Source organism: Clostridium perfringens (genome assembly GCF_016027375.1).
Taxonomy (GTDB): Bacteria; Bacillota; Clostridia; order Clostridiales; family Clostridiaceae; genus Sarcina; species Sarcina perfringens.
In genome coordinates, this window is record NZ_CP065681.1 from 1,503,436 (window position 1) to 1,516,176 (window position 12,741).

Genomic DNA, 12,741 nt, shown 5'->3' on the forward strand with positions numbered 1-12,741 from the left:
ATGGGGGGAAAAGAGATGAGAAATTGTAAAGAACTTAAGCATGAGAAAAATGGTAACGTTACCGAAAAAGTGGGGAAAAACAAAGGAAAAAGCAAAAAAGTGTCTAAAGATGAAAGCTTATTAAGCTTTGATTTGTTTTTAGAGGGAAAAGAACATTCAGCTTATAAGTTTATGGGAGCTCATTTTATAACTGAAAATAGAAAAAGGGGTGTAAGATTTACTACTTGGGCTCCAAGGGCTAGCAAAATATATGTTATAGGTGATTTTAATAATTGGGAATTAAAAGAAGAATACTCCATGAAAAAAATTAATGAAAGAGGAATATGGAGTTTATTTCTTCCTAAATTAGAAGAGGGTATAAAGTATAAATTTGCAGTAGTAAATGAATGTGGAAATAATACAGTATATAAGGCTGACCCATATGCATTTAAATCAGAATTAAGACCTAATACAGCCTCTGTACTTACTAAAATTAAGAGTTTTAGATGGGGAGATAAGAGATGGCTTAATAAAAGAGAAAAAGAAGGTTTAGATAATAAACCTATGAATATATATGAACTTCATTTAGGGTCTTGGAAGAGAAAAGATGGAGAGTTTATGACCTATGAAGAAATAAGCGAAGTACTAGTAGAATATATAAAAGAGATGGGATACACCCATGTTGAGTTTATGCCTATAAATGAACATCCCTTAGATGCTTCTTGGGGATATCAAGGCGTAGGGTATTACTCAGTTACAAGTAGATATGGAGATTTAAATGGATTAAAGGCTCTTATAAATAAACTTCATAAAAATAATATTGGAGTATTACTAGATTGGGTACCTAGCCATTTTTGCAAGGATGAGCATGGATTATTTATGTTTGATGGGTCACCAACCTATGAATATGAAGCTTGGTGGAAGGCTAATAATGAAGGATGGGGAACTTGTAATTTTGATTTAGGAAGACCAGAGGTTAAATCCTTTTTATTTTCCAATGCTATGTACTGGATAAATGAATTTCATATAGATGGATTAAGAGTAGATGCGGTATCTAATATGCTTTATTTAGATTATGGAAGAGAATATGGAGAATGGGAGCCAAATATCTATGGAGGAAATGGAAACCTTGAAGCTATTGCCTTTTTAAAAGAACTAAATACAATTATAAAAAAAGAAGGAAAAGGAGCAATTACAGTAGCTGAAGAATCAACCTCATGGGAAGGAATTACTAAACCTGTTGAAGAGGATGGATTAGGATTTGATTATAAATGGAATATGGGATGGATGAATGATACCTTAAGTTATATTGAGTTAGATCCAATATACAGAAAGTATCATCACAATAAAATGAACTTTTCAATGATGTACAATTATTCAGAAAAGTTTATTCTACCAATTTCACATGATGAGGTTGTTCATGGCAAGAAATCCCTTATAAATAAAATGTGGGGAGATGATTGGAAAAAGTATGCAGGGCTAAGACTTTATGCTTCTTTTATGATGGGACACCCAGGGAAAAAATTAATGTTTATGGGCTGTGAATTTGGTCAGTTCGTTGAATGGAGAGAATGGGAAGAACTTCAATGGAATGTTATTGAAGAATTTGATATACACAGAAAAACCAAGGAGTATTTTAAAGCATTAAATCATTTTTATTTAGAGAATAGTTCTTTATGGTCACTTGATTATGAAGAAGAAGGCTTTAAATGGATTGATGCTGATAATTCAGAAGAAAGTGTACTTTCATTTATAAGAATTGGAAAGAATAAAAAGGAAAAATTAATATTTATATGTAATTTTACTCCAGAGGTTTATTATGATTTTAAAGTAGGGGTTCCAGGACTTGGAGAATATGTTGAAGTCTTTAATTCAGATTCCTTAGAATTTGGTGGAGCAGGAAATATTATGGGAGATAGTATTTTAAAAGCCACAGAGGAAAGTTTTAAGGATTTTGATTATTCAATAAGTGTTAAGGTACCTCCATTAGGAACGTTAGTTTTAAAAGTAAAATAAGAAAGAAAAGGCTACTATAAATCTAAGTACATAATATTATTTTACTTTGGATAAATAGTAGCTTTTATTACATAAATAATTAATAGAGGAGCATTTTATATGTTTGATTCTGTAAAAAGAAAACTTGTTTGTTATGATGATAATGAATACTACATAGAGATTAGTCCTTTAACTAATACCATAAGAGCAACCTTATGCTGTAAGGGGGCAATTGAGGCTTATTTAGTTGGAGATTTTAACAATTGGGAAAAAAGCGAAAATTTTAAGCTTAATTGGGGATTGGATACTAATGATGGTAGAGTAAAAATGATTAAAGATATTCCCTTTCCTTGTGGACTAAAGAAGGGAGAGTATAAGTATGGATATATAATTATTACTCTAGATGGAAAAGAAATATATGTAGATAACTTAAATGAAGAGAAAAATGATTTTTATTTCCTTTGGGAGCCCTTTGAAGAATCCTTAGAAATAAAAAGTTCAAGAGATTTTGTATCTACTAGATACCCAGTTGAATTAATAGCTGTTAAAAATTCATTTTATGGAAATATAACCATTGAAGAGGCGGTTCTTTCCATAGAGAACTCTTTAAAGGGAGTAACTTTAGAAAATGGTTTTTTAAAGATCAATGAGGAAGTAGCCCCTGGCACTAAAATTATAGTAAAGGCCTATGATTCTTTAAATGACATGACAGCTTATAAGGAAATTGAGGTTAGAGAAGAAGGGGAAAAAGGGACTTTTGTACAATTTTTAAAGAATGATGGATTATATTATGGAGAAAATTTCAGCTGGAATATTTGGGGCTTTGGAGAGAATAGCTCAGGTAAAGAATTTAATTTAAATATTAAAACAGATTTAGGTGTAGGAACTTTTGTAGATGAAGAGAAATTTATAGTAAGAAAGAGAACTTGGGGATGTAACTGGGTAAATGATTGGAATGAGCAGACATATACTTTTTATTTAGGTAAGGAAGATAGGAATTTATTTTGCATATATGAAAATAATAAGATATTAACTTCTTTAAAGACTGCCATAGAAGAAATTACTCCTAAAATACAAGTTGCCTTAATGGATCATAAAAATACTATAAAGGCATATCTTTCCCATAAGCCTTTAATTGGAGTTAAGTATGGATTGTATATAAACGGAATAAAGGCTAAGGGAGTTTCAACCCTAGTTAGAGAAAATGAAAAAGAAGTTTTAATAACTAATCTTCCAAGTGATATAGATCCATCAGATTTATTAGAAGTAAGAGCTTCTAGTATGTTTTCAAGTTGCAAAGTAATAGTAAGAGATTATTTAAATGATTATTATTATGGAGGAAATGACCTAGGTGTAAGATTTAGTGAAGAAAATATAAGCTTAAGGTTGTGGGCACCTACTGCTAAAAAAGTAGAATTATTAATATATGAAGATTATAAATCTCTAAGGGAAAATCCTTTAAGAAAATATGATATGAATAGGGAAAAAGAAAATGGAACTCATTTAATTAAAGTACCAAGAAAAGAAAATGAGGGTAAATATTATTTATATAGATTATACTTTAATGATTTAAGCAAAGAAGGTAAACATGTAAATAAGATAACCTATGCTGTAGATCCCTATGCTGTTTCAGTAGGAGTAAATGGAGAAAAGGGAGCTTTAGTAGATTTATTTAGTAAAGAGTGTGTACCAGAAGGATGGAATAAATATAATAAACCTAAGTTAATAAATAAAGAAGATTCAATAATTTATGAGATGCACATTAGAGATTTTACCATAAATGAAAATTCAGGAGTTTCTGAAAGCTTAAGAGGAAAATTTTTAGGGGCAGTTGAAGAGGGAACTTTCTATATTAATAAAGAAAATGGAAATAAGGTTAAGACAGGATTAGATCATTTAAAGGAATTAGGGATAACCCATGTTCACTTGCTTCCAGTCTTTGATTTTGCTTCTGTTAATGAAGAAATAACCAAGGATGAAAATAATAGAAATTGGGGATATGATCCTAAAAACTTTAATGCCATAGAAGGAAGTTATTCAACAGACCCATATACACCTTCAAGAAGAATAATAGAGTTTAGAGAGATGATAAAAAAGTTTCATGATAATGGAATAAGAGTTGTATTAGACATGGTTTATAATCATATGTATGAAACTAGTAATATGGATAATATAGTTCCTTCATATTACTTTAGAAGTGATAAATTAGGAAAATATACAAATGGATCTGGCTGTGGAAATGAAATGGCCTCTGAAAAGCCTATGGTTAGGAAATTTATTTTAGATTCCATATTACATTGGATTAAAAATTATCATATAGATGGATTAAGATTTGACTTAATGGAACTTATAGACTTAGATACAATGAAGGAAATAGTGAAGAGAAGTGAAGAGATTGATGAAAAAATACTTATTTATGGGGAGCCTTGGAAAGGTGGAGATTCTCCTTTAAGTAATGGAACTTACAAGGGAAGTCAAAAAGGTCTTGGATTTTCCATATTTAATGATGATTTTAGAAATGCTCTAAGAGGAAATAATGACCCATCTAATGGATTTATAAATGGAGAACAGCACAATAAAAATAAAGCTTGGCAAGTTATAGAAGGAATTAAGGGGTCCATAAATTCAATAACCTATAAACCTATGGAAAGTATAAATTATTTAGAAGCACATGATAACTATACCCTATGGGATCAAATAGTAAAAAGTCAGAATCATAGTGTGGAAAAGGGACATTATAGAGATTTTAATGAAGAAAATATATTAGATAATTTTTATGTTAAGGAAGATTTACTAGGAGCTTCTATATTATTTACTTCTCAAGGAATTCCCTTTATTCAATCTGGAGCTGAAATTTTAAGATCTAAAGATGGAGATCATAATAGCTATAAGAGTCCAGATAGTATAAATGCTTTAAATTGGGCAGAGAAAGAAAAGTATATTGATGTTTTTAATTATTATAAAGACTTAATAATTTTAAGAAAAAATCACAGTGCTTTTAGAATGAAAAATCCAGAGGATATAATAGAAAATTTAGAAGTTTATTTTTATGACAATAATGATACTAGCGGAGTAATAATAGCTTACTATAAAAATAATGCTAATGAAGATTTATGGAAAGATATAGTGGTAATATATAATGGAACTACCATTGATGATTATAATGTAATTTCTTCTATGCCTAAATCAAGTAATGGCTTTTGGAATATTGCAGTTAAAAATGGGGTTGTAAATCAGTTTGGTATAGAAAGAGTGAGTGAGGATGAAATTCCTAAAATAAAATCTCATTCTATGATGATCCTTTATGATGAATAAAAAAAGATAAATAATTTTTAAAAGACTACATAGAATATATCTATGTGGTCTTTTTTGCTTTTAAATTAAGGTAACAAATAAAAAAATAAGTAATATATTAAAGTTAGAAAGAATATATAGGATTATTAAAAAGGAGTAAGAGATGAGCAGAATTTTAAGTATTTTAAATATATGTGAGAAAAGCTTAGCTTATAGAGATTATCATGAGTATATATTAGGATTAATAAAAATATATACTGAAAATAAATTGAAGACCTATAAAGAGGACAATTTAGAAAAATTAAGGAAGATGAATAATATAAATTACTTATTAGAACAAAAAAGAACTGATTTCTTCTGGAGAATGAATAGAATGTTTCAGGGACTTGATTATGATGAATTAAAAACCTTAAAAAAAGATAGTAAAAGTTATGAAATAAAAAGAAATGTTAGTGAGGTTATAAAAGAAAAAAGAAATAAAAAATGATAAAGAGAAATACTTTAAAAAGTATTTCTCTTTATCATTAAAAGATTATTTTTCAACTTCTCCATCCCATTTAGATATTCCATCTTTCATGTGAACAAGATTTTTAAAACCATTTTCCTTTAAAATATCTACAGCCTCAGCACTTCTTTTTCCGCTTCTACAGTAAACTAAAACTAATTCATCTTTAAACTTTTCTATATCACTTAGGTTTTCCTTAAGTTCCTTAACTGGAATTTGAATTGCATTTTTTAAATGTCCTTCAGCAAATTCATCTTCATTTCTAACATCTAAGATTAGAGTAACTTCCCCGTCATTTATAAGTTTTTTAGATTCGTCTATTGATATATCCTTTGAAACTGCTTCAGATTGAGTTTCGCTTGAGGATTCAGAGCTTGTCTGTGTATTAGCATCCTTATTTTCAGTGTTATTATTACCGCATCCTACAAATAAGCTAGCTGTTAAAGTCAAACTAAGTAATAATAATGATATTCTTTTCATAAATATCCTCCCTATCTTAAAATATACAAATAAAATTTAACATATTATTACATGATAAGGCAATTAAGAAAGTGTTAATATTTAAGGGCTTAGCTTAAGGTTATTGACAATTACTTTAATAATCTTTATAGTTAACTGTGTGAAATTATGTTTATAATTATAGATATTAAAAGGTATTTTATTATCTAAAGATAGATTTTTCTAAAATGGAGATGAACAATGAAAAAAAACAAACTATCAATTAAAACAATTGTAGCTATAGGAATTGGCTCAGCAGTTTTTATGATATTAGGTAGATTTGGTTCTTTGCCTACAGGAATTCCTAATACAAACATAGAAACAGCATATGCGTTTTTAGCTTTAATGGCATTGTTATATGGTCCTTTAGCTGGTTTTTTAATAGGATTCATAGGACATGCTTTAAAAGATATAGTATTCTTTGGATCACCTTGGATAAGTTGGGTTTTTGCTTCAGGTATAGTAGGATTAATAATTGGATTTGGAGCTAGATTTATAAAAATTAATCAAGGAGTATTTAAGTTAAAGCAAATATTTACGTTTAATTTAATACAGATAATTGCCAATGGAGTGGCTTGGTTTTTAGTAGCACCAACTTTAGATATATTAATTTACTCTGAACCTGCAAATAAGGTTTATCTACAAGGGGTAATTGGTGGAATTTCTAATATGGTTACTGTTGGAGTTTTAGGAACTATTTTAATAGCTAATTATGCTAAGACAAGAATACAAAAAGGTAGCTTAAGAAAAGAATATTAGAAGTATATGAGGTTGTGGGAAAGATATTTTCAGACAACCTTTTTTTGAAGTTTAATTTAGGAGATGTATAAAACTTAAATATAGAGTTAAAAAATAATATATACAATTCCTTAACTTAAAATGACTATTTGTAAAGGAGATTGATATGGAAAGAAAAGCAATAATAGAGTTTAAAGATTTTACTGCTCATTATACAGTTCAATCAAAGCCAACTTTAAATAACATAAATTTAACTATATATGAAGGAGAAAAAGTTCTTATAGCTGGTCCTTCAGGATCAGGAAAAAGTACATTAGCTAACTGTATAAATGGATTAATACCATTTTCAACTGATATTGAAATTTCAGGAAGCCTTAAAATAAAAGGAAAAGAAACTAAAGATTTAAGTGTTTTCGAAATATCTAAAATGGTAGGAACTGTACTTCAGGATCCTGATAGTCAATTTATAGGATTAACAGTAGCTGAAGATATAGCTTTTAAACTAGAAAATAACTGTGTATCTCAAGAAGATATGAAGAAAAAAGTTAATTATGTATCAAAAATAGTTGATATAGAAAATAGATTAGAATTAGCTCCATATAGGCTTTCAGGAGGACAAAAACAGAGAGTAACTTTAGCTGGAACTATTGTTGATGATGTTGATATACTTCTTTTTGATGAACCTTTAGCTAGCTTAGATCCAGCAGCAGGAAAAGCTTCTATAGAACTTATAGATAAAATACAAAAGGAAGAAAAAAAGACAGTAATAATAATAGAACATAGATTAGAAGAAGTTTTAAATTGTGATGTAGACAGAATAATACTTATGAATGAAGGAGAAATTATTGCTGATACAAATCCAAATGAAATATTAGCTTCTAATAAATTAAAAGAGTGTGGAATAAGAGAACCTTTATACATAACAGCTCTTAAATATAGTGGATATGAATTAAATAAGGAAATGAACCTTGAGAATATAGACAAGTTAAAGCTTAGTGATGATGGCGAGAAATTAAAAACTTGGTATAAGAGTTTAAATTTTAATAAGAAAGAAAGAGAAGAAGACACCCTATTAGAATTTAAAAATGTATCTTTTTCTTACGATAAGAAAAAAGATATATTAAGTGATATTAATTTTAAAATTAATAGGGGAGACATAGTAAGTGTAGTTGGGAAAAATGGTGCAGGTAAATCAACTATATCTAAGATCATATGTGGATTTTTCAAAGAATCAAAGGGAGATATATTATTTGAAGGAAAAAGTTTAGATGGAAAGACTATTAAGGAAAGAGGAGAAGAAATAGGAGTTGTTCTTCAAAATCCAAATCAAATGATATCTAAAACAATGATTTTTGATGAGGTTGCATTAGGCTTAAGAGTTAGAGGGATTGATGAAAAAGAAGTTAAGGAAAGAGTAATTGAAACCCTAAAAACCTGTGGTTTATATCCATATAGAAATTGGCCAGTTTCTGCACTTAGTTTTGGACAGAAAAAGAGGGTTACTATAGCTTCAATACTAGTTTTAAATCCTAAGGTTATAATACTTGATGAACCAACAGCAGGACAAGACTATAAACATTATAATGAAATAATGGAGTTTCTTCTAAAACTTAATAAAAAGGGAGTTACAATAATTTTAATAACTCATGATATGCATTTAATGCTTGAATATACAGACAAGGCTATTGTAATTTCAAATGGACGTAAAATAGCTGATACAACATCAGCAGAAATACTTACAGATAAAGAAGTTATAGAAAAGGCAAGTTTAAAAGAAACATCATTATATGATTTAGCCTTGAAATTTAAGTTGGAAGACCCTAAGGATTTTGTTTGTAAATTTATTGATTTTGACAGGGGGGCAAGAAATTAGTGGATGCAATGCTTACATATATAAAAAAGGATTCTCCTATTGATAAACTTACTGGAGCAACTAAGCTTATTTGCTTTATATTTTGGACATTAGCTGCCATGCTTACATATGATACAAGAGTATTAATTGGCATGCTTATATTTAGTTTAATTATATTTAAGGTCTCAAAAATAGAGTTTAAAGAAGTTTCTTTTATAGTTTATTTTATATTATTCTTTTTACTTTTAAATGATTTAGCCATTTTTATATTTTCACCTTATGAAGGAGTTAATATATATGGAACAAGACATGATATATTTCATATAGTTGGACCATACACACTAACATGGGAACAATTATTTTATGAGTTTAACGTTACATTAAAATATTTATCAGTTATACCTATGGCACTTTTATTTATACTTGCAACCAATCCAAGTGAATTTGCTGCATCTTTAAATAAAATAGGTGTTAGTTACAAAATATCATATTCTGTATCAATAGCTTTAAGATACATACCAGATATTCAAAGGGAGTATCATGATATATCCTTTGCTCAACAAGCAAGAGGAATTGATATGTCTAAAAAAGAAAAGTTAGGAAAAAGAATAAAAAATATATCTTCAGTTTTAATGCCACTTATTTTTTCAAGTTTAGATAGAATAGAAAATATAAGTACAGCAATGGAACTTAGAGCCTTTGGAAAGAATAAAAAAAGAACTTGGTACAATGAAAGAAAATTTTCTAAGGGTGATTACTTAGCTATTATTGTAGTTATATTAATATTTGCTTTATCATTATACTTTACATTTAATAATGGAAGTAGATTTTATAATCCCTTTGTAAAATAGTAAATAAAAATATAATTTAATAGTGAATATAAAGCTTACAAACATATTCCGAGAATTACTAGATTTCGTTAAGAATTTATAATTATTACTCCGAAGATATTACTAAAACTTCGAAACTTGCTACGCTTCGAACAGTCTCAGTTTTTTAACGTAATATCTTCTTCATAATAATTTAAATTCTAAAACTCATCTAGATATTCTCTTCATAATGTTTGTAAGCTTTATTATTATATTTTTATACAGCCCTTTTATTTTATTATAATCGAAAGCGATCTTGTTGATTATTTTAGGGTAATAGAAAAATAAAAGATGAAAATAAAATAAATATTAATAAATTTTAAACAAAGTGTTGAAATTGTTAATAAATATAAGGTATATTTGTATGTGAGAAATTTAAATGTAATTTTAAAGTTTAAGGAGATTATAAATGTATGATAGTCAGAAAGAAGAGAAAAAATTAAAGAGAAAATTGTTTTTTAAATTCTTTAACTACAATTTCTTAAAGGATAGAAATATAGAATATAAAGAGTTTAGATATGGTGATAATAAAAGAGATTACTATAGAGTATATAAAGGCTATGATAAAAGAAAGCCTACCATATTCTTTATATATAGTGGAGGTTTATGGAATGGGAGCCCTAAAGGGTGTGCAGCTATAGGGAAGTTTTTCTATAAATATGGATTTACTGTAGTAATTCCATCCTATGAGTTAGCGCCAGAACATAAATATCCAGTTCAAATGGAAAATATATTTTCAGCATTTAAACACTATGTAGAAAATAATAAGCCTAATAGAATAGTAGTTATGGGATATTCTTCAGGGGCAGATTTAGCTGCAAACTTAGTTTACAATGAAGACATGAAAGAAAAATTCAATATAGATACAAGCATAATATCTTCTTTTATAACACTAGGAGGAACCTTAGATTTTAGCCAATGTAATTCTAAAGAATATGAAAAGTATATAAAAAAATATTTATACGGAAAAGAACAGATTTTTGATGTTAATCCAATAAATTTACTAAAGGAAGATTCGCCTAAAATTCCAGTACTGTGCGTTCATGGAGCTAGGGATTCTATAGTAAGTTATGAAAATTCTAAAAGATTTGTAGAAAAGGTAAATAAATTTAAAGGAGATGGACAATTTTTAAAATTAGAAGGATATCAACATTTAGATTTGTTAAATTTATTTATAGGAGTAGGCAATGAAAAAACTGGAGATATAATGAGTTTTATTAATAGATTTTAATTTATTTAGATCATAGTAATTTTACTATGATCTTTTTTATTTAAGATTAAAAATTCTTTGAATATTAATTTAGACCAAGTACTAATGGAAAGTAAATTTAGGTCAACAGAATGAAAACCTTAACTACTTAATATATTAAAGTATAAAAAAAATAATGTTTAATTTGTGAAAGCGCTTTCCTGACTTTTTTTGAAAATATTAATAAATTTAAAATAAATTATATATAAAGTATTAATAATAAATGAATGAAAAAGAGAGAGAGAATCTAAAGGATAATACAGGATAAAAAAGAATAATTTGTAAAGAGTAATTTTGTATAAAGTATAAATTATATAACTAATTACTATAAAATTGAAAATAAAATATTAAAATAAAAAAAACACATGGAAAGATAGCGCTTTCACGGTTTAATATTATGTTGTAAACTCGAATATTAAGTTAAAAATATCTTATGAATATTAGTTTATTACATTTGATTATTAATTTAATTTTAGTTTATTACATAATCTTTAAAGTAAGAATTATTTTAATAGGTATTAAGGAGGAATATTAAAATGAAAAAGAAATTTCTTTCTGCTGTGTTAGCAGTACTTACAACAGCTACTTTACTTGCAGGGTGTGGAGGTTCAAGTGATGGACAAGCATCATCAGGTGATACTGGTTCTAAGGGAGACAAAATGAAGGTTGGAATGGTTACTGATGCCGGAACAATAGATGATAAGTCATTTAACCAAGGAACTTGGGAAGGAATACAAAAAGCTGAAAAAGACTTAGGAGTAGAAGCTAAGTATTTAAAACCAAGTGGAACAACAGAAGCTGATTACTTAAAAGAAATAGGAAATCTTTACGATGCAGGATTCAAATTTATAGTAACTCCAGGATTTAAATTTGAGACAGCTATATATAAAGGACAAGAAAAATATAAAGATGCTAAATTTGTATTATTAGATGGTGCTCCTCATTCAGGTGCTAAGGATGCAAAGCCAGAAGTAGGTCCGAATACGGTTTCAATATTCTTTGCTGAAGAGCAAGCAGGTTTTATGGCAGGTGTTGCTACAGCATTACAACTTAAAGAAGGTCAATTAGGATTTATAGGTGGTATGGAAATTCCACCAGTACAAAAATTTAACTGGGGATTCCAACAAGGGGTAGCCTTTGCTAATGAAAAATTAGGAACTCACATGTCTCTTGAAGCAAAAAATGTTATATATCAAGGATCATTTGATGACTCAGCTGCAGGTGGACAAATAGCTGCTCAAATGTATGACAATGGAGTAAAAGCTATATTCTGTGCTGCTGGTGGTGTTGGTGTAGGAGCTATACAAGAAGCTAAAAATAGAGCTGCTTCAGGAAAAGAAGCTTGGATAATAGGTGTTGACGTTGACCAATACGACGATGGTATATATGAAGGAGATAAATCTGTAATACTTACTTCAGCAGTTAAGAGAATAGATCACGCTTCTTATGACATGATAAAGAAAGAATTAGATGGAACTTTCCCAGGTGGACAAACTTTATTATATGATGCAAAAAATGATGGTGTAGGTTTACCTGATAAGAATCCAAACTTAAGTGAAGAAACTATGACTGAAGTAAATAAAGTATTTGAACAGTTAAAAAATGGAGAAATAAAAGTTTCTAACGAGCAAGGAGACTTAATAAATTAATTCAAAATTCAAGGAAGTTTTTATTAAGGGGATGGAGCTTCCATCTCCTTTTATTATCTAATCCAATAATAAAATAAATTTATGATATAAAAATTAGAATTATAAGTAATATA

The 12,741-nt window shown here is 28.2% G+C and carries 9 protein-coding genes; 8 read left to right on the forward strand and 1 reads right to left on the reverse strand.

Going from position 1 to position 12,741, the window contains the following annotated elements; all coding sequences use genetic code 11:
* From glgB to I6G60_RS07420, 3 genes are all read left to right on the forward strand, one after another.
* On the forward strand, positions 1-1,995 hold the full coding sequence (gene glgB / locus I6G60_RS07410; RefSeq protein WP_197736971.1) for a 1,4-alpha-glucan branching protein GlgB: 1,995 nt from the start codon (positions 1-3) through the stop codon (positions 1,993-1,995).
* A gap of 99 nt (positions 1,996-2,094) precedes the next feature.
* Complete coding sequence (gene pulA / locus I6G60_RS07415) at positions 2,095-5,289, forward strand: type I pullulanase (protein ID WP_197925686.1); 3,195 nt, start codon at positions 2,095-2,097, stop codon at positions 5,287-5,289.
* 142 nt (positions 5,290-5,431) lie between these two features.
* Positions 5,432-5,755 (forward strand): hypothetical protein, encoded by a 324-nt coding sequence (locus I6G60_RS07420; protein WP_003449532.1) that lies wholly within the window; start codon positions 5,432-5,434, stop codon positions 5,753-5,755.
* A gap of 45 nt (positions 5,756-5,800) precedes the next feature.
* Here I6G60_RS07420 and I6G60_RS07425 read toward each other — a convergent pair whose 3' ends face one another.
* Positions 5,801-6,253, reverse strand: coding sequence for a rhodanese-like domain-containing protein (locus I6G60_RS07425; protein ID WP_003449631.1), 453 nt, complete (start codon positions 6,251-6,253; stop codon positions 5,801-5,803).
* A gap of 219 nt (positions 6,254-6,472) precedes the next feature.
* Here I6G60_RS07425 and I6G60_RS07430 point away from each other — a divergent pair, with 219 nt between their 5' ends.
* From I6G60_RS07430 to I6G60_RS07450, 5 genes are all read left to right on the forward strand, one after another.
* Positions 6,473-7,030 (forward strand): ECF-type riboflavin transporter substrate-binding protein, encoded by a 558-nt coding sequence (locus tag I6G60_RS07430; RefSeq protein WP_003449529.1) that lies wholly within the window; start codon positions 6,473-6,475, stop codon positions 7,028-7,030.
* A 145-nt stretch (positions 7,031-7,175) separates the two neighbouring features.
* Positions 7,176-8,882: an ABC transporter ATP-binding protein gene (locus I6G60_RS07435; RefSeq protein ID WP_003456102.1), complete on the forward strand. Its 1,707-nt coding sequence runs from the start codon at positions 7,176-7,178 to the stop codon at positions 8,880-8,882.
* Positions 8,882-9,712 carry an energy-coupling factor transporter transmembrane component T family protein gene (locus I6G60_RS07440; RefSeq protein WP_003449576.1) on the forward strand — a complete coding sequence of 277 codons (831 nt, stop codon included), beginning with the start codon at positions 8,882-8,884 and terminating at the stop codon, positions 9,710-9,712. The genes I6G60_RS07435 and I6G60_RS07440 overlap by 1 nt, the downstream gene beginning before the upstream one ends.
* A gap of 427 nt (positions 9,713-10,139) precedes the next feature.
* Entirely contained in the window at positions 10,140-10,961 is an 822-nt protein-coding gene (locus I6G60_RS07445; protein ID WP_003468054.1) for an alpha/beta hydrolase, read from the forward strand.
* A gap of 554 nt (positions 10,962-11,515) precedes the next feature.
* Positions 11,516-12,628 (forward strand): BMP family lipoprotein, encoded by a 1,113-nt coding sequence (locus tag I6G60_RS07450; protein ID WP_003449596.1) that lies wholly within the window; start codon positions 11,516-11,518, stop codon positions 12,626-12,628.
* The last annotated feature ends 113 nt before the right edge of the window (positions 12,629-12,741 follow it).

What these genes read in the sequence shown, in the direction of transcription:
- glgB (WP_197736971.1), top strand. Translation starts at nt 1, where the DNA reads ATGGGGGGAAAAGAGATGAGAAATTGTAAAGAACTTAAGCATGAGAAA.
- pulA (WP_197925686.1), top strand. Translation starts at nt 2,095, where the DNA reads ATGTTTGATTCTGTAAAAAGAAAACTTGTTTGTTATGATGATAATGAA.
- I6G60_RS07420 (WP_003449532.1), top strand. Translation starts at nt 5,432, where the DNA reads ATGAGCAGAATTTTAAGTATTTTAAATATATGTGAGAAAAGCTTAGCT.
- I6G60_RS07425 (WP_003449631.1), bottom strand. Translation starts at nt 6,253, where the DNA reads ATGAAAAGAATATCATTATTATTACTTAGTTTGACTTTAACAGCTAGC.
- I6G60_RS07430 (WP_003449529.1), top strand. Translation starts at nt 6,473, where the DNA reads ATGAAAAAAAACAAACTATCAATTAAAACAATTGTAGCTATAGGAATT.
- I6G60_RS07435 (WP_003456102.1), top strand. Translation starts at nt 7,176, where the DNA reads ATGGAAAGAAAAGCAATAATAGAGTTTAAAGATTTTACTGCTCATTAT.
- I6G60_RS07445 (WP_003468054.1), top strand. Translation starts at nt 10,140, where the DNA reads ATGTATGATAGTCAGAAAGAAGAGAAAAAATTAAAGAGAAAATTGTTT.
- I6G60_RS07450 (WP_003449596.1), top strand. Translation starts at nt 11,516, where the DNA reads ATGAAAAAGAAATTTCTTTCTGCTGTGTTAGCAGTACTTACAACAGCT.